Source organism: Streptococcus sp. FSL W8-0197 (genome assembly GCF_037963785.1).
Lineage (GTDB): Bacteria > Bacillota > Bacilli > Lactobacillales > Streptococcaceae > Streptococcus > Streptococcus oralis_CQ.
Genome location: NZ_CP150168.1, coordinates 461,854 through 487,291 on the forward strand (window position 1 = coordinate 461,854; position 25,438 = coordinate 487,291).

The following is a 25,438-nucleotide window of genomic DNA, read 5'->3' on the forward strand; positions in this document are numbered from 1 at the left end:
GTCAGCTTTTTACGTGAATCAGTCTTGCACATTACTGCATATTTTATCAAGAAGTCGAATCATTGTCAAACTAGTTTGAAAGGAAAAAACGGCTAGATTTTTAAGGGGAATCTTATTTCCTTTCTTGATTTTTCGTCGAAATATTGATAAAATATCTTTATTAAATCCTTGTCAGAGCAGGGATTTTTTATTGAAAGGATTTTATCATGTCAAAGAAACTCCAACGTAAAAAACAATTGCGAAATAGCCTTCGTCGCTCAGGTGCATTTTCAGGTACGGTGACCAAAGTTGTCGAAGAGACCAAGAAAGTTGTGAAACACGCAGAAAAATCTGCCAGCCAAGCAGGAAAAGTCGTCTCTAAAAAAGTGGAACAAGCAGTAGAAGCGACCAAGGAACAGGCTCAAAAAGTAGCCAATTCAGTAGAAGATTTCGCAGCTACTTTGGGTGGCCTTTCAGTAGATCGCGCGAAGACTTTCTATGATGAAGGCATCAAGTCAGCTTCTGACTTCAAAAACTGGACTGAAAAAGAACTCCTTGCCTTGAAGGGAATCGGCCCAGCTACCATAAAGAAATTAAAAGAGCTCGGAATTAGCTTCAAGTAATTTTTCTTGTCCCTTGCATTTCCGTCAAAAACTTGCTACAATAAAGCCATCAGAGGTGTTTTGAATCTCACATTTTACAGAAAGTGGCGGTGCTGAGAAGTCCACAAATGTGTCAAAACTGGTTGCTGATGGATGAAAAATGAAATAATATTGTCTTTTTGTTTTAAAGACGAGAGTTGCGGGCATCTGCCCGAAATTGGGTGGTACCGCGGATAAGCACATTCGTCCCTGTCATGTAGATGGCAGGGGCGATTTTTTGTAGAAAGCGAGGTAGAAGGATGACAAGAGCAGAGTTGCCAGAACGAATAGAGACCGAGCGTCTGGTCTTGCGAGTCCGTTCCGTGCCTGATGTTGTGGATATCTTTGACTATGCCAGTAGGCCAGAAGTTTCCTATCCAGCAGGTTTTCCGCCCGTCAAGACCTTGGAAGATGAGATTTATTATCTGGAGCATATTCTGCCCGAGCGCAATGAAAAGAATAATCTCCCAGCGGGCTATGGAATTGTCGTTAAAGAGACTGATAAGGTCATCGGCTCTGTTGATTTCCCTCGTCGTCACGAGGATGATGTCTTGGAGATTGGCTATATCTTACATCCAGACTATTGGGGTCGAGGCTATGTGCCCGAAGCTGCGAGTACCTTGATTGATTTAGCTTTTAAAGAACTTGGTCTTCACAAGATTGAGCTGACTTGTTTTGGCTACAATGTCCAAAGTCAACGAGTCGCAGAGAAACTTGGATTTACCCTTGAAGCTCGCATAAGAGACCGCAAAGATGCCCAAGGCAACCGTTGTGACAGTCTGATATATGGCTTGCTGAGGAGTGAGTGGGAGGTGGTTTGATGCACATTTTCATCATTGGGGCTCCGGCTTCTGGCAAAATGACGATTGGTCAAGAGTTATCTCGACTGACAGATGCTACCCTCTTTTATAACCATCAAGCCATCGATTTTGCACTAGAAATCTATCAGGACTTTACAGAGGAAATGTGGGAGTTTGTTCGAGGGATTACCTTTTCTTTTCTTGAAACAAGCGCTCGGAATCATCGATCGGTGATTTTAACAGACGTAATTGATTTTTCAAATCAGTACCAGCTGCTGTATTTGAAGCAAATTCAGAATTTGTTGGATGACTATCATCAAGAGATTCTTTTTGTGGAGTTGGAAACAAGTCTTGAAGAGTGCTTACATCGAAATCGAACGGAGAATCGATTAAAGCACAAACCCTTAAAACGACATATTGAGGTATCTGAAAGAGAAATTTTAGAGACCACTGAAACCCTTCAATTAAATTCTCAAAACCAACCGAATGAGTTGCACCACTATCTTAAAATAAATAATACGAATCTGTCTGCAGAAGAAGTTGCTAAGCAGATTCAAGATAAAATGAATACAATAGAGAAAGGACAAACACATGTCTAAAGAACTTTCACCTAAATACAATCCAGCCGAGGTTGAGGCTGGTCGTTACCAAAAATGGCTTGACGAAGATGTTTTCAAGCCTTCTGGCGATAAAAAGGCTAAGCCTTATTCTATCGTTATTCCACCACCAAACGTAACTGGGAAACTCCACCTTGGTCACGCTTGGGATACGACTTTGCAAGATATCATCATCCGTCAGAAACGCATGCAAGGTTTTGATACGCTTTGGCTTCCAGGGATGGACCACGCTGGGATTGCGACTCAAGCTAAGGTTGAGGAGCGCTTGCGTGGTGAGGGCATTACGCGTTATGACCTGGGTCGTGAAAAATTCCTCGATAAGGTCTGGGAATGGAAAGACGAGTATGCGACGACTATCAAGGAACAATGGGGCAAGATGGGCCTCTCTGTAGACTACTCTCGTGAGCGTTTCACCCTTGACGAAGGTTTGTCAAAAGCGGTTCGCAAGGTCTTTGTGGACCTTTACAAGAAAGGCTGGATCTACCGTGGTGAGTTTATCATCAACTGGGACCCAGCAGCCCGCACAGCCCTTTCTGATATCGAGGTCATTCACAAGGATGTCGAAGGTGCCTTCTACCACATGAACTACATGCTAGAAGACGGTTCACGCGCCCTTGAAGTTGCGACGACTCGTCCTGAGACTATGTTTGGGGACGTTGCTGTTGCGGTCAATCCAGAAGACCCACGCTACAAGGACCTGATTGGAAAAAATGTCATCCTTCCAATCGCTAATAAATTGATTCCAATCGTTGGAGATGAGCATGCTGATCCTGAGTTTGGTACAGGTGTCGTGAAAATCACGCCTGCCCACGATCCAAACGACTTCTTGGTTGGTCAACGCCATAACTTGCCACAAGTCAACGTCATGAACGACGATGGAACTATGAACGACTTGGCCTTCGAATTTGCAGGCATGGACCGTTTTGAAGCTCGTAAGGCAGTCGTTGCTAAGTTGGAAGAAATCGGTGCCCTCGTTAAAATCGAAAAACGTGTCCACAGCGTTGGTCACTCAGAACGTACCGGTGTTGTAGTTGAGCCACGTTTGTCTACGCAATGGTTTGTCAAGATGGACCAATTGGCTAAAAATGCCATTGCCAACCAAGACACAGACGACAAGGTAGAATTCTACCCACCTCGTTTCAATGATACCTTCCTTCAATGGATGGAAAATGTCCATGACTGGGTAATTTCTCGTCAGCTCTGGTGGGGTCACCAAATCCCTGCTTGGTACAATACTGAGGGTGAAATGTATGTTGGGGAAGAAGCTCCAGAAGGTGACGGATGGACTCAGGACGAAGACGTCTTGGATACGTGGTTCAGTTCGGCTCTTTGGCCATTCTCTACCATGGGCTGGCCGGATGTCGACTCAGAAGACTTTAAACGTTATTATCCAACATCAACTTTGGTGACTGGTTATGATATTATTCCGTTCTGGGTGTCTCGGATGATTTTCCAAGGTTTGGAATTTACTGGCAAGTCGCCATTCAAAAATGCCTTGATTCATGGTCTCATTCGTGATGAGCAAGGACGCAAGATGTCGAAATCTCTCGGTAACGGGATTGATCCAATGGATGTTATCGAGAAATACGGTGCCGATGCCCTTCGTTGGTTCCTATCAAATGGTTCTGCACCAGGGCAAGACGTGCGCTTCTCTTACGAGAAAATGGATGCTTCATGGAACTTCATTAACAAGATCTGGAACATCTCTCGCTACATCCTCATGAACAATGAAGGATTGACTCTTGAGCAAGCAACTGCCAATGTCGAAAAAGTTGTTAACAAGGAAGCCGGAAATGTTACTGACCGCTGGATTCTCCACAACCTCAATGAAACGATCGGCAAAGTCACTGAGAACTTTGATAAGTTTGAGTTTGGTGTGGCTGGCTACATCCTTTACAACTTCATCTGGGATGAGTTTGCGGACTGGTACGTTGAGTTGACTAAGGAAGTCCTTTATAGCGATAACGAAGAAGAGAAAGTCATCACACGTTCTGTTCTCCTTTACACCTTGGATAAGATCCTTCGTCTCCTTCACCCAATCATGCCATTCGTAACAGAGGAAATCTTTGGACAAATCTCAGAAGGCTCTATCGTTACAGCAGAGTACCCAACTGTTAACCCAGCCTTTGAAGACCTTGTGGCTCACACAGGTGTAGAAAGTCTTAAAGACTTGATCCGTGCTGTTCGTAATGCGCGTGCGGAAGTAAACGTAGCACCAAGCAAGCCAATCACGATTCTTGTTAAGACAAGCGATAGCGACTTGGAAACCTTCTTTAACAGCAATGTCAACTACATCAAACGCTTCACAAATCCAGAACACTTGGAAATCGCATCAACTATCCCTGCACCTGAACTCGCTATGTCAAGCGTCATCACTGGAGCAGAAATCTACCTGCCACTCGCAGACCTTCTCAATGTCGAAGAAGAACTGGCTCGTCTCGACAAGGAACTGGCTAAATGGCAAAAAGAACTGGATATGGTCGGTAAGAAGCTCTCTAACGAACGCTTCGTAGCCAACGCCAAACCAGAAGTCGTCCAAAAAGAACGCGACAAACAAGCCGACTACCAAGCCAAATACGACGCGACAGTGGCGCGTATTGATGAGATGAAGAAGTTGGTGAAATAAACACAGAAACACGGTGTAATGCCGTGTTTTTTGTGTTATAATATCAATTATAAATGTAGCAGTTGTGAAAGGAATATATATGTTTGATACTGTAGTTTTAAATCCTTTAGAAATTAATTTAGATTTTAATAACCCTAGATTTTCAATGTTTGATTTTAATACTGAAGAAGAAATAGTCAAATATTTGGTTGAATTTGAGCAGATTAAAGAACTTGCATTTCAAATTGGAGAAAACGGGTATAACACAATAGGTGAACGTATTATCGTTTTAAAAAGCAGAAATGCTGGAAAGATTAATTATACTGTATTAGAAGGTAATCGAAGAATTGCTTCGCTGAAACTTTTGTTTCAGTATTCATCTCTATTAACAAGTTCAGAAAGAAATAAACTTAAACAATTAAATCTGAATCTAAGTGATTTTGAAGTTAGTTGTGATGTAGTAAAAGAAGATACTAGAGACGAAGCGCTTTTTAAAATTAGTGCAAAACATGTTGATGGGATTAAGACATGGAGTGCGACTGATAAAAGGGTATTTTACCATAATCTTTATACCCAATATAGGGAAAAGGGATTATCAAGTGATGAAGCTTTAGATAATATTAAAAATATTACTCCAGAAGGAAAAGTTGCGATAAGAAATGCTATACAACAACTAAATTATTTAACTTCAGTTTATAATGCAGCCAAAATTTATAAGTCTGATTTGGAAAAGTTAACGCATTTAGATACAGATGTTCTTGTGTCGAGAGTTTCAAGACCATTGATTAAAGAGTTAAAACTTGAGTTTAATGATGATTTTCAAGTTGTAGCAAAAAATGAAAAAGTCTATCATGAAATATTAGGATTATTAGGTAAAGCAGTTTGGATTGATAAAAAATTAGATACACGGGTATTTAGTGTACAAGGACAATGGAATGAAATTGTCAAAAGTGACAAAGTAATACCAGGTTTAGCTGACAAAATTAAGGAATATAAAGAATCTGAAAAAATCAACGGTTCTAATGAAGAGTCATTAAAAAATACTCCTATAAGTAATGATACAAAAACTACTGAAGATAGTGTGGGAGATAATAAAGAGACTCCTAACTTACCAGCAAATGATACGCGTGAGAATACTACGAATAATAATGACACACAAAATCAAGAAACAAAATATAAATTCTTTGTTCCCAAGCAATCAGTTACTATACAACGAGAAAATTATGATTTAGCTGATGATATTGAATTGCGAGATGATAAAAATAATAAAGTTTCAAGACAAAGTTCAGAATATTCTAGGCTTTTAATTAGTTGCAATCATCAAAATATCGTAATTACAGATAATATTATAGAGTCTATTTCTGAAAACGGGACGTACACTATCGATGTTAAATATAATGGACAAACTAAACATTTTCCAATATGTTTAAATATAGCGATTAATAATCAGCAACAGGAATATCAAGTTTTATTTAACCAACGGTGGTATGATGAGTCTTTATCAAAGTTATCAGCTAATCCCAAGTATTTTAAAATTTGTGGAGTGATAAGAAACTTACAAAAATACAACTCTTTATCACATAGTAACGACGAATATATCATAATTGCATTTTTACTTCGTGCGTTAATTGAATATACTACTAAAGCTTACATAGACTTATTCTCAGTTAAGAAGCCTGCTGATAATTTATCCTCCCTTATTACCACAGTTAAAGGACATTTATCTGATAAAGGGTTATTAAATAAAGAGGAAGTAAAGGCGTTAAAAAATACTAATGATATAGAAACATTAAATGGTTTAATTCATGATTACGGGACCACTATAAGTTCCATTGATATTAAAACCACTTGCAGTAAGTATCAAAATTTTTTCTCTATTGTATTTAATAGATTGTATGAAGGAGTGAATAATGGATAATTTTAGCCCGCTACGCTATCCTGGGGGAAAAAATAAAACTTATCAGTATGTTAAATATTTGGTAGAGAATAACAATATTGATACTTATATAGAGCCGTTTTGTGGTGGGGCTGCAGTAGCATTAAAATTGTTGCTTAATAATGACGTAAAAAAAATAATGTTAAATGATTTTGATAAATCCATTTATGCAATGTGGTTTTCAATTTTACATAATACTGATTCTTTTATAAAAAAAGTAAAAGAGGCAGTATTTACGATTGAAGAATGGGATAAGCAGCAAGATATTCAAAGAAACAAAGAAAATGTCGACTTACTTACATTAGGTTTCTCTACATTTTATCTAAATAGAACTAATCGATCAGGAATTATTCAAGCTGGTCCCATAGGTGGCAGAGCCCAAATGGGAAATTATAAAATGGATTGCAGATATAATACAGAAGTATTGATAAATAAGATTGAATTAATTGCTAAAAATAAGAGTAGAATCAATTTGTATAATATAGATGCTATTGAATTTATTAAAAATAATATTAATCGTACAAAACGGTCTCTGACTTTTTTTGACCCACCATATTATGTTAAGGGAAAACAATTGTACACAAATTTTTATGAACACATAGATCATTTAGAATTACGAGACACTATTGACAAATATATGTGTAAACATAAATGGGTTCTTACATATGATTTTCACGAGGAAATCCAAAATATGTACTCAAAATTTGAGCATTTCCCTTATATGTTAAACTATAGTGCGGGTAATTCAAAAAAAGGAATAGAATATATATTTTTTAGTGAAGAATTATCATCAGCTAAAATCAACGAGTATTTACACATTTTATAAATAACATCTTAAACTAAGATTAGTTAGTTCAAACAATAACTGATAATTTTTTAGATTTTAAAACTTGTAAGCTAGCAATAGAGTAAAGGGAATTTTTTATAATTTCTAAGGAATGATTCAATTGATTTGTATTTTCTTAAAATGATATACTAGAATGGTTAGCCAACAATTTAGAAAGCAGGTTACTACATAACAAATTCCGTAAGTTCGAACCATCCTGAGAAGTATAGTATTGCAGTTTAATTTCATATATCATCGGCATCGAATTCATCTGGATTGATACCGAGAATCCACCAAGCGATGCTATCGGCTGGGTAGCAAAGAAATAAAAAGTCCTGTCACTTTCTCCTATTTAACCTTTGACTATTCCGCAAAATTATCGTACAATAAAGAGTACATGATAAAATGAGGTCAGAGTCTGTTCGCTCTGGCGATAGTAGTAAAAATGAGGAGAAACGCTTTGGAATTAGAAGTATTTGCTGGGCAAGAAAAAAGTGAACTATCTATGATTGAGGTGGCGCGTGCTATCTTGGAACTTCGTGGTCGCGATCATGAGATGCATTTTAGCGATCTTGTAAATGAAATTCAAAACTACCTTGGAACATCAAACAGCGATATCCGCGAAGCTTTGCCTTTGTTCTACACAGAGTTGAACTTTGACGGTAGCTTCATCTCTCTTGGAGACAACAAATGGGGGCTTCGTTCATGGTATGGTGTGGACGAAATCGACGAAGAAATCATCGCTCTTGAAGAAAGTGACGACGATGAAGTAGCACCAAAAGCTAAGAAAAAACGTGTCAATGCCTTTATGGATGGTGATTCAGATGCCATTGACTACAATGCAGATGATCCAGAAGACGAAGATGCATACGAAGCAGACCCAGCTCTTTCATATGATGATGATAATCCAGATGATGAGAAAAATGAAGTGGAAGCTTACGATGCAGAAATCAACGAAATCGCTCCTGATGACTTGGGTGAAGATGTGGATCTTAACGAAGAAGACGACGAGTTTTCTGACGATGATGCTGAAACGAGTGAAGAAGAGTAAAAGACTTCACAGAGGAGATCGTAAGATCTCCTTTTTTATTCCTTGAGCAGGTCATCCGTTTGGATGCGGATTTTTAGTTGGTTTTCTGAAAACAATCTTCTTCTTTCATGTTTTACTAATTTGGGTTGACAAATGATCTGCTTTAAGGTATCATATTGTTCGGGCACCTCTTTTAGAGGTCGGGGCTCCCTAGTTACTAGGGAGCTGTTTTTGTTTTTTCAGGAAATTTTCTTGAAGAGTCGTTATTCATAAGGGTCTTGTTTTCTATTTCCCCTCGTAGTTAACAAGGCCTTGAGCATTTTAGAAAGAGGAATCTATGTCTACGAAATATATTTTTGTAACTGGTGGTGTGGTGTCGTCTATTGGGAAAGGGATTGTGGCAGCAAGTCTGGGCCGTCTCTTGAAAAATCGTGGTCTCAAAGTAACCATTCAAAAGTTTGATCCTTATATCAATATCGATCCGGGAACCATGAGTCCTTACCAGCACGGGGAAGTCTTTGTGACTGATGATGGGGCTGAGACAGACTTGGACTTGGGTCACTATGAACGTTTCATCGATATCAATCTCAACAAATATTCCAACGTGACAACTGGGAAAATTTACAGTGAAGTTCTTCGTAAGGAGCGCCGTGGCGAGTACCTTGGCGCAACTGTTCAGGTTATTCCTCATATCACAGATGCTTTGAAGGAAAAAATCAAGCGTGCCGCTGTAACGACCGACTCTGATGTCATTATCACAGAGGTTGGTGGAACCGTTGGGGATATCGAGTCCTTGCCATTCCTAGAGGCCCTTCGTCAGATGAAGGCAGATGTGGGGGCAGATAATGTCATGTACATCCATACAACCTTGCTTCCTTATCTCAAGGCTGCTGGTGAGATGAAGACCAAGCCGACTCAGCATTCTGTAAAAGAATTACGCGGTTTGGGAATCCAGCCAAATATGTTGGTCATTCGTACCGAGAAACCAGCTGGTCAAGGAATTAAAAATAAACTAGCTCAGTTTTGTGACGTGGCTCCAGAAGCTGTTATCGAGTCTTTGGATGTTGAACACCTTTACCAAATTCCATTGAACTTGCAGGCACAAGGTATGGACCAAATTGTCTGTGACCATTTGAAATTAGACGCGCCAGCAGCGGATATGACTGAGTGGTCAGCCATGGTGGACAAGGTCATGAACCTGAAAAAACAAGTCAAGATTTCCCTTGTCGGTAAGTATGTGGAGTTGCAAGATGCCTACATCTCAGTGGTTGAAGCTTTGAAACACTCTGGTTATGCCAACGACGCAGAAGTGAAGATTAATTGGATCAACGCCAATGATGTGACAGCAGAGAATGTAGCAGAACTCTTGTCTGATGCGGACGGGGTCATCGTACCAGGTGGTTTTGGTCAACGTGGTACGGAAGGAAAAATTCAAGCCATCCGTTATGCGCGTGAGAATGATGTTCCTATGTTGGGAGTCTGCTTGGGAATGCAGTTGACTTGTATCGAGTTTGCTCGTCACGTTTTGGGTCTTGAAGGTGCCAATTCTGCAGAGCTTGATTCTGATACAAAATACCCTATCATTGATATCATGCGTGACCAGGTTGATATTGAGGATATGGGAGGAACCCTTCGTTTGGGACTTTATCCGTCTAAGTTAAAACGAGGTTCTAAGGCAGCAGCTGCTTATCACAATCAAGAAGTGGTGCAACGCCGTCACCGTCACCGTTATGAGTTTAACAACGCCTTTCGTGAACAGTTTGAGGCAGCAGATTTTGTCTTCTCAGGTGTTTCGCCAGACAATCGTTTGGTAGAAATCGTTGAGATTCCTGAAAATAAATTCTTTGTGGCTTGTCAGTATCACCCTGAACTTTCCAGCCGTCCGAACCGTCCAGAAGAACTCTACACTGCCTTTGTGACTGCAGCAGTTGAAAATAGTAACTAGTTATCTTCTAATCTCTGAGAATAATCTCAGAGGTTTCTTCTAGCATATTTAGGATAAGATTTGCAAAAAAAATAGATAGTGATACTATTAATATAATAATTCCTAAGGAGGATATACAATGAAAAAAATCACACTATTTTGTTTGTCTCTAGCAGGTTTAGCTTTACTGGCTTTCCCTCATTCAGGAAAAGCATTCGAATTGGAAGAAGAATGGGTTATTAAGGGTGGGGTTAAGTATCAAGATGGCAAAATTCTTCGATTTAATAATGGCCATGAAGTAGATATCAAAGTCTTGGATTTGCCAAAAACTGAGAAAATCGAATGGATGGTCAGTCTCAATGGTCAAGATCAGACAGTCAATTTCCTAGGCCAAGAAAAGGACAAGTCTATGGTCGGTACAGAGGGGCGTTACCTGAATTTCTACGTACCTTATGGCTATAGAGGAGATATCAAGGTCGAGGCCAAGAGTGGAAATGAAGTAAAGATCTGGTCCTCTAAAGTGGTAGATGATGTATATAATGGTGAGAAAAGTGGCTACTACCGTATTGAAGAATCAAAAGACCATTACACCTACCTTGATACAAAATGGGACTATCAAACCAAGACCTACACTGCTACCTTACCAGAGACTATCAATGGTCAAAAAGTTTATGCTTGGAAAGACCATGACAATGGTGAGTTAAAACTTACAAACCCAGAATCTATCAGTCATTCCTACAAGGGGGGAGGAGCCTTCCGAGAACTTTATCCGATTGTAAAAGCAGAAAGCTGGCTAAAATCAGACCAAAATTGGTACTATCAAAAACAAGGCCAACTAGTTCAAAATGCTTGGGTTAAAGACAATGGAACTTGGTACTTTATGAATGATAAAGGGATTATGTTTAATCAAACTTGGTTCTATCAAGGTGGCAACTGGTATGCCTTTAAATCATCAGGAGCTATGATTGCTAGTGATTGGCTTTACGACCAAGGAAAGTGGTACTATTTATCAACTTCAGGCTCTATGAAAGCAAGCACTTGGCTTTATGACAAGGGAGAGTGGTATTATGTCACTTCTTCTGGCGATATGGTTGAGAGTGATTGGGTTAAGGATCAGGACAAGTGGTACTATCTGGATTCCTCAGGTAAGATGCTTCGCAATACCTACACACCTGATGGCTATTATGTTGGCAACTCAGGCGCTTGGCAATAAGGATAAGTTGTCCTCTTTCCTCATTGAGGGAAGGGGATTTTCCTTACCTATATGCTACTTCCCTATTTGTCCTAGAGCCCTTTTTGTGTTACAATGAATGGTATGAAAGCTAAGAAATTATGGATGACTGGCTTGACTGTGGCTGGTCTAAGTGCCCTCGCTTTGGGTGCCAAAAAAGCAGCAGATAACCACAAACTCATGAAGACTCAAGAAGAGTTGACCGCTATCGTGCGCGAACTTTTCTCAGATATGGGTGAGATTGCGACTCTCTATGTTCAAGTCTACGAAAGTAGCCTAGAGCGACTGGTCGGAGGAGTCATTTTTGAGGATGGTCGTCACTATACCTTTGTCTATGAAAATGAAGATCTAGTCTATGAGGAGGAAGCCTTATGATTATTCCCAGTAATATAGAAGAGCTAGCAGGTTTTGTCGAGCAAGATGGCAAGAAGGTCTTCCTTTTTGTGGCGGACTGGTGTGGCGATTGTCGTTATATCTATCCTGCCTTGCCAGAGATTGAGGAGACAAATCCAGAGTTCACCTTTATTCGAGTGGACCGTGACCAGTACATGGATCTAGCCAAACTCTGGGATGTGTACGGGATTCCTAGCCTTGTTGTGCTAGAAAAGGACAAGGAAATCGGCCGATTTGTCAATCGCGACCGTAAAAGCAAGCAACAAATTAACGACTTTTTAGCAGAACTGAAATAGGAGAAAAGGAAAGAATGATTTTTACATATAATAAAGAGCATGTTGGCGATGTCCTTATGATCATCGTGAAAAACAGCGGAGATGCCAAACTAGACGTGGAGCGCAAAGGCAAGGGTGCCCGTGTTTTCCTCAAAGATAATGGGGAAACAGTAGCTTGGAATATTTTCGAAGTTTCAAGTTTGTTCGAAATTGCAGAGCGCGGTCAAGTCTTTTTGACAGATGAGCAAGTAGCACGTTTGAACCAAGAATTGCAGGCGGAAGGATTTACAGAAGAAATTGTCAATGACAAAGAACCTAAGTTTGTTGTTGGTGAGATTGTCGAGATGGTAGCCCATCCAGATAGTGACCACCTCAACATCTGCCAAGTTGCAGTCGCAAGTGATAAGACAGTGCAAATCGTTGCAGGGGCTCCCAATGCGCGTCTTGGCCTGAAAACCATTGTAGCTCTTCCTGGAGCTATGATGCCCAAAGGAAATCTCATTTTCCCAGGCGAACTTCGTGGTGAAAAGAGTTTTGGTATGATGTGCAGCCCTCGTGAACTTGCCTTGCCAAATGCTCCGCAAAAACGTGGGGTTATTGAATTATCAGAAGACCAAGTTGTTGGAACTCCATTTGACCCAGCCAAGCACTGGATGGCCTAGGAAATTTTCAGTATTTGATAGACCAGATAGAAGGAAATAAGATGGCAAAAAATGTAGTAATTACAGGAGCGACCTCAGGAATCGGTGAAGCGATTGCGCGTGCTTATCTAGAGCAGGGGGAGAATGTCGTTCTAACAGGGCGACGGACAGACAGACTAGAGGCCCTCAAGTCAGAGTTTGCAGAAACTTTTCCAAATCAAACAGTTTGGACCTTTCCACTGGATGTCACGGATATGACCATGGTGAAGACTGTCTGCTCCGATATTTTGGAAACGATAGGGCAGATTGATATATTGGTCAATAATGCCGGACTGGCTCTAGGCTTGGCTCCCTATCAGGACTATGAAGAATTGGATATGCTGACTATGTTGGATACCAACGTCAAGGGTTTGATGGCAGTTACTCGCTGTTTCTTGCCAGCAATGGTAAAAGCCAATCAAGGCCATATTATCAACATGGGATCGACCGCAGGAATCTACGCCTATTCAGGTGCAGCTGTTTACTCAGCCACCAAGGCTGCTGTTAAGACTTTTTCAGATGGCCTGCGAATTGATACCATCGCAACGGATATCAAGGTGACCACCATTCAGCCAGGGATTGTCGAAACAGATTTTTCTGCGGTACGTTTCCACGGTGACAAAGAGCGTGCTGCTACCGTCTATCAGGGAATTGAGGCCTTGCAAGCTCAGGATATTGCAGATACAGTGGTCTATGTGACCAGTCAGCCCCGTCGTGTGCAGATTACAGATATGACCATTATGGCCAATCAACAGGCGACAGGTTTCATGGTGCATAAAAAATAAAAAATTTCTTCGAAAAGTTACAAATTTCTGTAACTTTTTTTGATTCCTTACGAATAGATAAGTAGGAGGAAGAAAATATGTATAATAAAGTTATCATGATCGGGCGCTTGACGTCTACACCAGAATTGCACAAAACAAACAATGACAAGTCAGTAGCGCGAGTAACTATCGCTGTGAACCGTCGTTACAAAGACCAAAACGGGGAACGTGAAGCTGACTTTGTCAATCTTGTTCTTTGGGGGAAATTGGCTGAAACCTTGGCAAGCTACGCAACTAAAGGTAGTCTTATCTCTGTGGATGGAGAACTTCGTACCCGTCGCTTTGAGAAAAATGGCCAGATGAACTATGTGACTGAAGTCCTTGCCACAGGATTCCAACTTTTGGAAAGCCGCGCCCAACGTGCTATGCGTGAAAATAATGCAGGACAGGATTTGGCAGATTTGGTCTTGGAAGAGGAGGAATTGCCATTTTAATACTCTTCGAAAATCTTTTCAAACCACGTCAACTTCACCTTGCCGTGGGTATAGGTAACTGACTTCGTCAATCTTATCTACAACCTCAAAGCAGTGCTTTGAGCAACCTGCGGCTAGCTTCCTAGTTTGATCTTTGATTTTCATTGAGTATAAACATTGAAAAGTCTGAGTTGGTCTCAGGCTTTTTATCTTGCCAAAGTCAGACTTTTTTCTTGACTATTTCTGACCAAGTGATACAATAGAACTATAAATTAGCACTCAGATATAAAGAGTGCTAATAATATGTAGTTTATCATGGAGGAAAACAGATGTTGAAACCATTAGGAGACCGTGTGGTCTTGAAAATCGAAGAAAAAGAACAAACTGTTGGAGGCTTTGTCCTTGCAGGCTCAGCCCAAGAAAAAACAAAAACAGCCCAAGTTGTAGCTACTGGACAAGGTGTTCGTACCTTGAATGGTGACTTGGTTGCTCCAAGCGTTAAGCCTGGAGACCGTGTCTTAGTTGAAGCCCATGCAGGTATTGATGTCAAAGATGGCGATGAAAAGTACATCATCGTTGGCGAAGCTAACATTTTGGCTATCATTGAAGAATAGAAGGAGAAAGTAAGTATGTCAAAAGAAATTAAATTTTCATCTGATGCTCGTTCAGCTATGGTTCGTGGTGTCGATATCCTTGCAGACACTGTTAAAGTAACCTTAGGACCAAAAGGTCGTAATGTTGTGTTGGAAAAATCATTTGGCTCACCTTTGATTACCAATGACGGTGTGACCATTGCCAAAGAAATCGAGTTGGAAGACCATTTTGAAAATATGGGTGCCAAATTGGTATCAGAAGTAGCTTCAAAAACAAATGATATCGCAGGTGACGGGACAACTACTGCAACTGTTTTGACCCAAGCGATCGTCCGCGAAGGAATCAAAAACGTCACTGCAGGTGCCAACCCAATCGGCATTCGTCGTGGGATTGAAGCAGCGGTTGCCGCAGCAGTAGAAGCTTTGAAAAACAATGCCATTCCAGTTGCTAATAAAGAAGCCATCGCTCAGGTTGCTGCGGTATCTTCTCGTTCTGAGAAAGTCGGCGAATACATCTCTGAAGCCATGGAAAAAGTTGGGAAAGACGGTGTCATCACTATTGAAGAATCACGTGGTATGGAAACAGAACTTGAAGTCGTAGAAGGAATGCAGTTTGACCGTGGTTATCTATCACAGTATATGGTGACAGATAGCGAAAAAATGGTGGCTGACCTTGAAAATCCATACATTTTGATTACCGATAAGAAGATTTCAAATATCCAAGAAATCTTGCCACTTCTAGAAAGCATTCTCCAAAGCAATCGTCCACTCTTGATTATTGCGGATGATGTAGATGGTGAAGCTCTTCCGACTCTTGTATTGAACAAGATTCGTGGAACTTTCAATGTAGTTGCTGTTAAGGCTCCTGGTTTCGGTGACCGTCGTAAGGCTATGTTAGAAGACATCGCTATCTTGACAGGCGGAACAGTCATCACAGAAGATCTTGGTCTTGAGTTGAAAGACGCTACTATTGAGGCGCTAGGTCAAGCAGCGAGAGTAACTGTGGACAAAGATAGCACTGTCATCGTAGAAGGTGCTGGAAATCCTGAAGCTATTTCTCACCGTGTTGCGGTTATCAAGTCTCAAATCGAAACTACAACATCTGAATTTGACCGTGAAAAATTGCAAGAACGCTTGGCAAAATTGTCAGGTGGTGTCGCAGTGATCAAGGTCGGTGCTGCAACTGAAACGGAGTTGAAAGAAATGAAACTCCGCATTGAAGATGCCCTCAACGCTACTCGTGCAGCCGTTGAAGAAGGAATCGTTGCAGGCGGTGGAACTGCTCTTGCCAATGTCATTCCAGCCGTAGCTGATTTGGAATTGACAGGAGATGAAGCAACAGGACGCAATATTGTTCTCCGCGCCTTGGAAGAACCAGTTCGTCAAATTGCCCACAATGCAGGATTCGAAGGTTCTATTGTTATTGACCGTTTGAAGAATGCTGAAGTTGGCACAGGCTTCAACGCAGCAACTGGCGAGTGGGTCAACATGATTGAAGAAGGAATCATCGACCCAGTTAAAGTGAGCCGTTCAGCCCTTCAAAATGCAGCTTCTGTAGCCAGCTTGATTTTGACAACAGAAGCAGTCGTAGCCAATAAACCGGAACCAGCAGCCCCAGCTCCAGCAATGGATCCAAGCATGATGGGCGGTATGATGTAAAAACTATTAAAGGAGGGATGCGTATCCCTTCTTTTTATGATAATCACTTCTAAATTGGATTGAGCTCTCCTAACTTATATGATAAAATAAAACTAGAAGAAGGAGAAGAACATGATCGATGTAGAAGAAATTCTGAGCAAGATGAACCCCAATCAGAAGATTAATTATGACCGTGTCATGCAGAAAATGGTTCAGGTTTGGGAAAAAAATGAGCAACGTCCCACTATTCTCATGCATGTTTGCTGTGCTCCTTGTAGTACCTACACCCTGGAATACCTGACCAAATACGCTGATGTGACCATCTATTTTGCCAATTCCAATATCCATCCCAAGGCAGAATACCACAAGCGGGCTTACGTTACAAAAAAATTTGTCAGTGATTTCAATGAGCGAACAGGCAATACGGTCCAGTATTTAGAAGCGCCTTATGAACCCAATGAATACCGGAAGTTAGTTAGAGGACTGGAAGAAGAACCTGAAGGTGGTGACCGTTGCAAGGTTTGTTTTGACTACCGTTTGGACAAAACAGCACAGGTAGCTATGGACTTGGGCTTTGATTACTTTGGTTCAGCCTTGACCATCAGTCCTCATAAGAATTCTCAAACCATCAACAGCATCGGAATTGATGTGCAAAAGATTTATAACACCCACTATCTCCCAAGTGATTTCAAGAAAAATCAAGGCTACAAGCGCTCGGTGGAGATGTGCGAGGAGTATGATATCTATCGTCAATGTTATTGTGGATGCGTCTATGCAGCTCAAGCCCAGAATATTGACCTGGTTCAGGTTAAGAAGGATGCCACGGCTTTCTTGTTGGATAAGGATGTTGAAAAAGACTATTCCCACATCAAGTTTACTGTCACTAAATTAGATATATAGAAATCAACCCAGCTGAAAAGCTGGGTTTTTCAAATAAAAAAACCAGGGTTTTCACCCCAGTTTGACAACTTTACCGATTCTTTAGTTCTATGTAGCGTTTGTACCAAATGTTGACATAGGCCTCTGAGAAAGGACCGCGTCCATTGTTAATCCAATCAACAAGGATTTTAACATGCTCTTTCAAAATATAGTCTAAATCATCAGAATACTTCATTTTGCGTTTATGGCGCTCATACTCTTCAACGTCCAAGAGACGCTTTTCACCATCAGTGAAAACCTTGACATCCAAATCATAATCAATGTATTTCAGGGCTTCCTCATCTAGATAGTAAGGACTTGCCATATTGCAATAGTAGGAAATCCCATTATCACGAATCATGGCAATGATATTAAACCAATATTTTTTGTGAAAGTAAACAATAGCCGGTTCTCGAGTCACCCAACGACGACCGTCACTTTCGGTAACAAGTGTGTGGTCGTTGACGCCGATAATGGCGTTCTCTGTTGTTTTTAGTACCATGGTGTCTCGCCAAGTACGGTGAAGACTCCCATCATGCTTATAACTTTGAATTGTAATAAAGTCGCCTTCTTTTGGAAGCTTCATAACTAACCAACTTTCTACAATTTATAAGTTTATCGTCTACTATTATATCATAAATTGGTCTAATTTTTTTGAATTTTACCTGAAAATGTTAAAGATATTCTCTGAGAGCGCTGGCTATATCCGAAAAATTATAGCCTTTTCTAGCTAAAACTTGGGTCAAACGTTGCTTTAGTTCGTAACCTTCATATTTACGAGTATATTTAGCATATTGTTTATCCAGTTCTTTAAAAATGAGCTCTTGAGTCGTTTCTTGGTCGACTTGACTGTCCAAGTTATCAAAGGCACTTTTAGCATCAGAATAGGAGAAGCCTTTGTTCGTCAAGTTTTGAATAATCTTATCCTGCAAGGCACGAGCGGGAAGTTTTCCCGTGTATTTTTTAAGCAGTTTCTCAGCCACACGTTGAGCAACCTCCGAAAAATCAAAATCCTTTAAAACATCTTCAATAGTTGATTTGGCAATCCCTTTTTGAGACAGTTTTTGAGCTAGCACATAGGGTCCCTTATCTCCAGAAAGTTGATTTGCATTGATGATAGAGTAGGCATACTGACGATCATTAATCCAGTTATCTTCTTTAAGATTAGCGATAACTTGACTAGTGATTTTTTCATCAAGATCATACTTTTTCAAATACTCACGAACTTCCTTTTCGGTTCGAGCTTTAAATGATAGATGGTAGAGGGCGAGATTTTTACCATAAGAGAACTGAGCAAAGTCCTGAATCTCGGTAAGTTCCTCTTTACTAATGACCTTATCTCGAGATAGCATAAAACGGACAATGGTATCTTCCGTGATATAAGAGGTTTGCTGTCCATCTAACTCCATCAAGTAGAGACGTTTTTTCTTTTCAAGTTTTGTGATTTTCATAGTTCTATTATACCCTAAAATGTGATAAGATAGGGGTATGAATCTGAAAGTCAAACAAAAGATACCTTTAAAAATTAAGCGGATGGGCATCAATGGTGAGGGAATCGGTTTCTACCAGAAAACCCTCGTTTTTGTGCCTGGCGCCCTCAAAGGAGAAGACATCTATTGTCAAATTACTTCTATTAAGCGCAACTTTGTTGAAGCCAAATTACTAAAGGTTAATAAGAAGTCGAAATTTCGGGTCGTGCCAGCTTGTACGATTTATAATGAATGTGGTGGTTGCCAAATCATGCACCTCCACTATGATAAACAGTTAGAGTTCAAAACGGACCTGCTCCGCCAAGCCCTGAAAAAATTTGCTCCTGCAGGATATGAAAACTATGAAATCCGTCCAACTATCGGAATGCAGGAACCAAAGTACTACCGTGCTAAGTTGCAATTCCAGACTCGAAAATTTAAAAATCAGGTCAAGGCAGGTTTGTATGCGCAAAACTCTCATTATCTCGTAGAGTTGAAAGACTGTTTGGTGCAAGATAAGGAAACTCAAGTGATTGCGAATCGCCTAGCTGAACTTCTTACTTACCACCAAATTCCAATTACAGATGAGAGAAAAACGTTAGGTGTTCGTACTATCATGGTACGTCGAGCAAGAAAAACGGGACAAGTCCAGATTATCATCGTCACAAATCGCCAGCTTAATTTAACCCAGCTAGTAAAAGACTTAGTTAAAGATTTTCCAGAAGTCGTCACAGTTGCAGTCAATACAAATACAGCGAAAACAAGTGAAATCTATGGTGAAAAGACGGAAATTATCTGGGGCCAAGAGAGCATTCAAGAAGGAGTACTCGACTATGAGTTTTCTCTCTCGCCCCGAGCTTTTTATCAACTTAATCCGGAGCAGACAGAAATTCTCTATAATGAAGCAATTAAGGCTCTGGATGTCAGCAAAGAAGACCATCTAATCGATGCCTATTGCGGTGTTGGGACGATTGGATTTGCCTTCGCAAAGAAGGTCAAGAGTCTCAGAGGAATGGATATTATTCCGGAAGCCATAGAAGATGCCAAGCGAAATGCTCAAAAAATGGGGTTTGACAATACCCATTACGAAGCGGGGACAGCAGAAGAGACTATTCCACGCTGGTATCAAGATGGCTACCGAGCGGATGCATTGATAGTTGACCCTCCTCGTACAGGCTTAGATGATAAGCTGTTGGAAACCATTCTGACCTATGTCCCAGAAAAAATGGTCTATGTATCCTGCAATGTTTCGACCTTGGCACGAGATTTGGTTAAACTGGTAAAAGTTTATGATCTCCAGTATATCCAGTCAGTCGATATGTTTCCCCACACTGCACGAACAGAAGCAGTAGTTAAGTTAGTGAAGAAAAGAAAAAATTAAATTCACTAAAAAAAGTCCTTGACAAAGGTAAAAAAGTAGGTATAATAGAAAGAGTTGAAAAGCTCAAGGTCCGTTGGTCAAGGGGTTAAGACACCGCCTTTTCACGGCGGTAACACGGGTTCGAATCCCGTACGGACTATGGTGTATTGCGGCTAAAAAAACTTGAAAAAAGTTTAAAAAATCTGTTGACAGAGACAGGTAGCTGTGATATACTAATATAGTTGTCGCTTGAGAGAGATTGAGTGACAAAGACCTTTGAAAACTGAACAAGACGAACCAATGTGCAGGGCACTATAACTGAGGTTATAGTACTGAACAATGAAAAAACAATAAATCTGTCAGTGACAGAAATGAGTGAGAACTCAAACTTTTAATGAGAGTTTGATCCTGGCTCAGGACGAACGCTGGCGGCGTGCCTAATACATGCAAGTAGAACGCTGAAGCTTGGTGCTTGCACCGAGCGGATGAGTTGCGAACGGGTGAGTAACGCGTAGGTAACCTGCCTGGTAGCGGGGGATAACTATTGGAAACGATAGCTAATACCGCATAAGAGTAGATGTTGCATGACATTTGCTTAAAAGGTGCAATTGCATCACTACCAGATGGACCTGCGTTGTATTAGCTAGTTGGTGAGGTAACGGCTCACCAAGGCGACGATACATAGCCGACCTGAGAGGGTGATCGGCCACACTGGGACTGAGACACGGCCCAGACTCCTACGGGAGGCAGCAGTAGGGAATCTTCGGCAATGGACGGAAGTCTGACCGAGCAACGCCGCGTGAGTGAAGAAGGTTTTCGGATCGTAAAGCTCTGTTGTAAGAGAAGAACGAGTGTGAGAGTGGAAAGTTCACACTGTGACGGTATCTTACCAGAAAGGGACGGCTAACTACGTGCCAGCAGCCGCGGTAATACGTAGGTCCCGAGCGTTGTCCGGATTTATTGGGCGTAAAGCGAGCGCAGGCGGTTAGATAAGTCTGAAGTTAAAGGCTGTGGCTTAACCATAGTACGCTTTGGAAACTGTTTAACTTGAGTGCAAGAGGGGAGAGTGGAATTCCATGTGTAGCGGTGAAATGCGTAGATATATGGAGGAACACCGGTGGCGAAAGCGGCTCTCTGGCTTGTAACTGACGCTGAGGCTCGAAAGCGTGGGGAGCAAACAGGATTAGATACCCTGGTAGTCCACGCCGTAAACGATGAGTGCTAGGTGTTAGACCCTTTCCGGGGTTTAGTGCCGCAGCTAACGCATTAAGCACTCCGCCTGGGGAGTACGACCGCAAGGTTGAAACTCAAAGGAATTGACGGGGGCCCGCACAAGCGGTGGAGCATGTGGTTTAATTCGAAGCAACGCGAAGAACCTTACCAGGTCTTGACATCCCTCTGACCGCTCTAGAGATAGAGTTTTCCTTCGGGACAGAGGTGACAGGTGGTGCATGGTTGTCGTCAGCTCGTGTCGTGAGATGTTGGGTTAAGTCCCGCAACGAGCGCAACCCCTATTGTTAGTTGCCATCATTCAGTTGGGCACTCTAGCGAGACTGCCGGTAATAAACCGGAGGAAGGTGGGGATGACGTCAAATCATCATGCCCCTTATGACCTGGGCTACACACGTGCTACAATGGCTGGTACAACGAGTCGCAAGCCGGTGACGGCAAGCTAATCTCTTAAAGCCAGTCTCAGTTCGGATTGTAGGCTGCAACTCGCCTACATGAAGTCGGAATCGCTAGTAATCGCGGATCAGCACGCCGCGGTGAATACGTTCCCGGGCCTTGTACACACCGCCCGTCACACCACGAGAGTTTGTAACACCCGAAGTCGGTGAGGTAACCATTTGGAGCCAGCCGCCTAAGGTGGGATAGATGATTGGGGTGAAGTCGTAACAAGGTAGCCGTATCGGAAGGTGCGGCTGGATCACCTCCTTTCTAAGGATAAGGAACTGCACATTGGTCTTGTTTAGTCTTGAGAGGTCTTGTGGGGCCTTAGCTCAGCTGGGAGAGCGCCTGCTTTGCACGCAGGAGGTCAGCGGTTCGATCCCGCTAGGCTCCATTGGTGAGAGATCACCAAGTAATGCACATTGAAAATTGAATATCTATATCAAATAGTAACAAGAAAATAAACCGAAACGCTGTAGTATTAAAAGAGTTTATGACTGAAAGGTCAAAAAATAAGGTTAAGTTAATAAGGGCGCACGGTGGATGCCTTGGCACTAGGAGCCGAAGAAGGACGTGACAAACGACGATATGCCTTGGGTAGCTGTAAGTAAGCGATGATCCAGGGATTTCCGAATGGGGGAACCCAACAGGTACTACCTGTTACCCGCATCTGTTAAGGATGTGAGGAGGAAGACGCAGTGAACTGAAACATCTAAGTAGCTGCAGGAAGAGAAAGCAAAAGCGATTGCCTTAGTAGCGGCGAGCGAAACGGCAGGAGGGCAAACCGAAGAGTTTACTCTTCGGGGTTGTAGGACTGCAATGTGGACTCAAAGACTATAGAAGAATGATTTGGGAAGATCAGCCAAAGAGAGTAATAGCCTCGTATTTAAAATAGTCTTTGTACCTAGCAGTATCCTGAGTACGGCGGGACACGTGAAATCCCGTCGGAATCTGGGAGGACCATCTCCCAACCCTAAATACTCCCTAGTGACCGATAGTGAACCAGTACCGTGAGGGAAAGGTGAAAAGCACCCCGGGAGGGGAGTGAAATAGAACCTGAAACCGTGTGCCTACAACAAGTTCGAGCCCGTTAATGGGTGAGAGCGTGCCTTTTGTAGAATGAACCGGCGAGTTACGATATGATGCGAGGTTAAGTTGAAGAGACGGAGCCGCAGGGAAACCGAGTCTGAATAGGGCGAATTAGTATCATGTCGTAGACCCGAAACCATGTGACCTACCCATGAGCAGGTTGAAGGTGCGGTAAGACGCACTGGAGGACCGAACCAGGGCACGTTGAAAAGTGCTTGGATGACTTGTGGGTAGCGGAGAAATTCCAAACGAACTTGGAGATAGCTGGTTCTCTCCGAAATAGCTTTAGGGCTAGCGTCGACATAAAGATTCTTGGAGGTAGAGCACTGTTTGGGTGAGGGGTCCATCCCGGATTACCAATCTCAGATAAACTCCGAATGCCAATGAATTATGGTCGGCAGTCAGACTGCGAGTGCTAAGATCCGTAGTCGAAAGGGAAACAGCCCAGACCACCAGCTAAGGTCCCAAAATAATTGTTAAGTGGAAAAGGATGTGGGGTTGCACAGACAACTAGGATGTTAGCTTAGAAGCAGCTATTCATTCAAAGAGTGCGTAATAGCTCACTAGTCGAGTGACCCTGCGCCGAAAATGTACCGGGGCTAAAACAATTTACCGAAGCTGTGGATACCTTTATAGGTATGGTAGGAGAGCGTTCTATGTGTGAAGAAGGTATACCGTGAGGAGTGCTGGAACGCATAGAAGTGAGAATGCCGGTATGAGTAGCGAAAGACAGGTGAGAATCCTGTCCACCGTAAGACTAAGGTTTCCAGGGGAAGGCTCGTCCGCCCTGGGTTAGTCGGGACCTAAGGAGAGACCGAAAGGTGTATCCGATGGACAACAGGTTGATATTCCTGTACTAGAGTATGTAGTGATGGAGGGACGCAGTAGGCTAACTAAAGCAGACGAATGGAAGAGTCTGTCTAAGCAGTGAGGTGTGAATTGAGTCAAATGCTTAGTTCTATAACATTGAGCTGTGATGGGGAGCGAAGTTTAGTAGCGAAGTTAGTGACGTCACACTGCCAAGAAAAGCTTCTAGCGTTTAAACATACTCTACCCGTACCGCAAACCGACACAGGTAGTCGAGGCGAGTAGCCTCAGGTGAGCGAGAGAACTCTCGTTAAGGAACTCGGCAAAATGACCCCGTAACTTCGGGAGAAGGGGTGCTGACTTTACGTCAGCCGCAGTGAATAGGCCCAAGCAACTGTTTATCAAAAACACAGCTCTCTGCTAAATCGTAAGATGATGTATAGGGGGTGACGCCTGCCCGGTGCTGGAAGGTTAAGAGGAGTGCTTAGCGTAAGCGAAGGTATGAATTGAAGCCCCAGTAAACGGCGGCCGTAACTATAACGGTCCTAAGGTAGCGAAATTCCTTGTCGGGTAAGTTCCGACCCGCACGAAAGGCGTAATGATTTGGGCACTGTCTCAACGAGAGACTCGGTGAAATTTTAGTACCTGTGAAGATGCAGGTTACCCGCGACAGGACGGAAAGACCCCATGGAGCTTTACTGCAGTTTGATATTGAGTGTCTGTACCACATGTACAGGATAGGTAGGAGTCTAAGAGATCGGGACGCCAGTTTCGAAGGAGACGTTGTTGGGATACTACCCTTGTGTTATGGCCACTCTAACCCGGATAGGTTATCCCTATCGGAGACAGTGTCTGACGGGCAGTTTGACTGGGGCGGTCGCCTCCTAAAAGGTAACGGAGGCGCCCAAAGGTTCCCTCAGAATGGTTGGAAATCATTCGCAGAGTGTAAAGGTATAAGGGAGCTTGACTGCGAGAGCTACAACTCGAGCAGGGACGAAAGTCGGGCTTAGTGATCCGGTGGTTCCGTATGGAAGGGCCATCGCTCAACGGATAAAAGCTACCCTGGGGATAACAGGCTTATCTCCCCCAAGAGTTCACATCGACGGGGAGGTTTGGCACCTCGATGTCGGCTCGTCGCATCCTGGGGCTGTAGTCGGTCCCAAGGGTTGGGCTGTTCGCCCATTAAAGCGGCACGCGAGCTGGGTTCAGAACGTCGTGAGACAGTTCGGTCCCTATCCGTCGCGGGCGTAGGAAATTTGAGAGGATCTGCTCCTAGTACGAGAGGACCAGAGTGGACTTACCGCTGGTGTACCAGTTGTCTTGCCAAAGGCATCGCTGGGTAGCTATGTAGGGAAGGGATAAACGCTGAAAGCATCTAAGTGTGAAACCCACCTCAAGATGAGATTTCCCATGATTTTATATCAGTAAGAGCCCTGAGAGATGATCAGGTAGATAGGTTAGAAGTGGAAGTGTGGCGACACATGTAGCGGACTAATACTAATAGCTCGAGGACTTATCCAAAGTAACTGAGAATATGAAAGTGGACGGTTTTCTTGGTATTTGATAGATATTCAATTTTGAGTAGGTATTACTCAGAGTTAAGTGACGATAGCCTAGGAGATACACCTGTACCCATGCCGAACACAGCAGTTAAGCCCTAGAACGCCGGAAGTAGTTGGGGGTTGCCCCCTGTGAGATATGGAAGTCGCTTAGCTCGAGGGA

At 42.4% G+C, this 25,438-nt stretch carries 20 protein-coding genes, 2 tRNA genes and 3 rRNA genes; 23 read left to right on the plus strand and 2 right to left on the minus strand.

What is annotated here, in order from left to right; genetic code table 11:
* Nucleotides 1-206 precede the first annotated feature (206 nt).
* The 17 genes from NYE79_RS02405 to NYE79_RS02485 all read left to right on the plus strand — a co-directional run bounded on the left by NYE79_RS02405 (nucleotide 207) and on the right by NYE79_RS02485 (nucleotide 17,305).
* Nucleotides 207-602, plus strand: coding sequence for a helix-hairpin-helix domain-containing protein (locus NYE79_RS02405; RefSeq protein ID WP_216728887.1), 396 nt, complete (start codon nucleotides 207-209; stop codon nucleotides 600-602).
* A gap of 278 nt (nucleotides 603-880) precedes the next feature.
* Nucleotides 881-1,441 (plus strand): GNAT family protein, encoded by a 561-nt coding sequence (locus NYE79_RS02410; protein WP_216728886.1) that lies wholly within the window; start codon nucleotides 881-883, stop codon nucleotides 1,439-1,441.
* On the plus strand, nucleotides 1,441-2,019 hold the full coding sequence (locus NYE79_RS02415) for an AAA family ATPase (RefSeq protein ID WP_227232333.1): 579 nt from the start codon (nucleotides 1,441-1,443) through the stop codon (nucleotides 2,017-2,019). The genes NYE79_RS02410 and NYE79_RS02415 overlap by 1 nt, the downstream gene beginning before the upstream one ends.
* On the plus strand, nucleotides 2,012-4,663 hold the full coding sequence (locus NYE79_RS02420; RefSeq protein WP_339293760.1) for a valine--tRNA ligase: 2,652 nt from the start codon (nucleotides 2,012-2,014) through the stop codon (nucleotides 4,661-4,663). The genes NYE79_RS02415 and NYE79_RS02420 overlap by 8 nt, the downstream gene beginning before the upstream one ends.
* A 79-nt stretch (nucleotides 4,664-4,742) precedes the next feature.
* Complete coding sequence (locus tag NYE79_RS02425) at nucleotides 4,743-6,560, plus strand: hypothetical protein (protein WP_000460638.1); 1,818 nt, start codon at nucleotides 4,743-4,745, stop codon at nucleotides 6,558-6,560.
* Nucleotides 6,553-7,404, plus strand: coding sequence for a DNA adenine methylase (locus tag NYE79_RS02430; RefSeq protein ID WP_216728884.1), 852 nt, complete (start codon nucleotides 6,553-6,555; stop codon nucleotides 7,402-7,404). The genes NYE79_RS02425 and NYE79_RS02430 overlap by 8 nt, the downstream gene beginning before the upstream one ends.
* A 460-nt stretch (nucleotides 7,405-7,864) precedes the next feature.
* The gene (rpoE, locus tag NYE79_RS02435; protein WP_057489407.1) at nucleotides 7,865-8,455 is read left to right on the plus strand and encodes a DNA-directed RNA polymerase subunit delta; all 591 of its coding nucleotides are present in this window, start codon (nucleotides 7,865-7,867) and stop codon (nucleotides 8,453-8,455) included.
* Between the two features lie 316 nt (nucleotides 8,456-8,771).
* Nucleotides 8,772-10,379 carry a CTP synthase gene (locus NYE79_RS02440; RefSeq protein ID WP_339293761.1) on the plus strand — a complete coding sequence of 536 codons (1,608 nt, stop codon included), beginning with the start codon at nucleotides 8,772-8,774 and terminating at the stop codon, nucleotides 10,377-10,379.
* Between the two features lie 118 nt (nucleotides 10,380-10,497).
* The gene (locus NYE79_RS02445; RefSeq protein WP_049478927.1) at nucleotides 10,498-11,571 is read left to right on the plus strand and encodes an N-acetylmuramoyl-L-alanine amidase family protein; all 1,074 of its coding nucleotides are present in this window, start codon (nucleotides 10,498-10,500) and stop codon (nucleotides 11,569-11,571) included.
* Nucleotides 11,572-11,664: 93 nt separating this feature from the next.
* Nucleotides 11,665-11,964, plus strand: coding sequence for a DUF4651 domain-containing protein (locus tag NYE79_RS02450; RefSeq protein WP_002879788.1), 300 nt, complete (start codon nucleotides 11,665-11,667; stop codon nucleotides 11,962-11,964).
* Nucleotides 11,961-12,278 (plus strand): thioredoxin family protein, encoded by a 318-nt coding sequence (locus NYE79_RS02455; protein ID WP_000586556.1) that lies wholly within the window; start codon nucleotides 11,961-11,963, stop codon nucleotides 12,276-12,278. Before NYE79_RS02450 ends, NYE79_RS02455 begins: the two co-directional genes overlap by 4 nt.
* Before the next feature lie 14 nt (nucleotides 12,279-12,292).
* Entirely contained in the window at nucleotides 12,293-12,919 is a 627-nt protein-coding gene (gene ytpR, locus NYE79_RS02460) for a YtpR family tRNA-binding protein (RefSeq protein ID WP_049520664.1), read from the plus strand.
* A gap of 41 nt (nucleotides 12,920-12,960) precedes the next feature.
* Nucleotides 12,961-13,722 carry an SDR family NAD(P)-dependent oxidoreductase gene (locus tag NYE79_RS02465; RefSeq protein WP_001107787.1) on the plus strand — a complete coding sequence of 254 codons (762 nt, stop codon included), beginning with the start codon at nucleotides 12,961-12,963 and terminating at the stop codon, nucleotides 13,720-13,722.
* Nucleotides 13,723-13,799: 77 nt separating this feature from the next.
* A complete protein-coding gene (locus NYE79_RS02470) occupies nucleotides 13,800-14,195 on the plus strand; it encodes a single-stranded DNA-binding protein (protein WP_000282469.1) in 396 nt (131 codons plus the stop codon).
* A gap of 308 nt (nucleotides 14,196-14,503) precedes the next feature.
* Nucleotides 14,504-14,788, plus strand: a complete 285-nt coding sequence (gene groES / locus NYE79_RS02475; protein ID WP_000917326.1) for a co-chaperone GroES — start codon at nucleotides 14,504-14,506, stop codon at nucleotides 14,786-14,788.
* Between the two features lie 15 nt (nucleotides 14,789-14,803).
* On the plus strand, nucleotides 14,804-16,426 hold the full coding sequence (gene groL, locus NYE79_RS02480) for a chaperonin GroEL (protein WP_000031555.1): 1,623 nt from the start codon (nucleotides 14,804-14,806) through the stop codon (nucleotides 16,424-16,426).
* A gap of 111 nt (nucleotides 16,427-16,537) precedes the next feature.
* Nucleotides 16,538-17,305, plus strand: coding sequence for an epoxyqueuosine reductase QueH (locus NYE79_RS02485; RefSeq protein WP_216728883.1), 768 nt, complete (start codon nucleotides 16,538-16,540; stop codon nucleotides 17,303-17,305).
* 70 nt (nucleotides 17,306-17,375) lie between these two features.
* On the opposite strand, the gene NYE79_RS02490 is transcribed toward NYE79_RS02485, so the two are convergent.
* Both NYE79_RS02490 and recX read right to left on the minus strand, forming a co-directional pair.
* On the minus strand, nucleotides 17,376-17,909 hold the full coding sequence (locus NYE79_RS02490; protein ID WP_000775318.1) for a DUF402 domain-containing protein: 534 nt from the start codon (nucleotides 17,907-17,909) through the stop codon (nucleotides 17,376-17,378).
* 88 nt (nucleotides 17,910-17,997) lie between these two features.
* Nucleotides 17,998-18,774: a recombination regulator RecX gene (gene recX, locus NYE79_RS02495; RefSeq protein WP_084848918.1), complete on the minus strand. Its 777-nt coding sequence runs from the start codon at nucleotides 18,772-18,774 to the stop codon at nucleotides 17,998-18,000.
* A 37-nt stretch (nucleotides 18,775-18,811) separates the two neighbouring features.
* On the opposite strand from recX, the gene rlmD reads away from it, so the two are divergent.
* The 6 genes from rlmD (at nucleotide 18,812) to rrf (ending at nucleotide 25,430) form a co-directional block, all read left to right on the plus strand.
* Nucleotides 18,812-20,173: a 23S rRNA (uracil(1939)-C(5))-methyltransferase RlmD gene (gene rlmD, locus NYE79_RS02500; protein WP_251464453.1), complete on the plus strand. Its 1,362-nt coding sequence runs from the start codon at nucleotides 18,812-18,814 to the stop codon at nucleotides 20,171-20,173.
* A gap of 67 nt (nucleotides 20,174-20,240) precedes the next feature.
* Nucleotides 20,241-20,312: transfer RNA gene (locus tag NYE79_RS02505), tRNA-Glu, on the plus strand.
* A gap of 230 nt (nucleotides 20,313-20,542) precedes the next feature.
* A 16S ribosomal RNA gene (locus NYE79_RS02510) occupies nucleotides 20,543-22,090 on the plus strand.
* Nucleotides 22,091-22,141: 51 nt separating this feature from the next.
* Nucleotides 22,142-22,214: transfer RNA gene (locus tag NYE79_RS02515), tRNA-Ala, on the plus strand.
* Between the two features lie 122 nt (nucleotides 22,215-22,336).
* Nucleotides 22,337-25,237 (plus strand): 23S ribosomal RNA (locus NYE79_RS02520).
* A 77-nt stretch (nucleotides 25,238-25,314) separates the two neighbouring features.
* Nucleotides 25,315-25,430: ribosomal RNA gene (gene rrf / locus NYE79_RS02525) — 5S ribosomal RNA — on the plus strand.
* The 16S, 23S and 5S rRNA genes sit together here with 2 tRNA genes alongside, the layout of an rRNA operon.
* The last annotated feature ends 8 nt before the right edge of the window (nucleotides 25,431-25,438 follow it).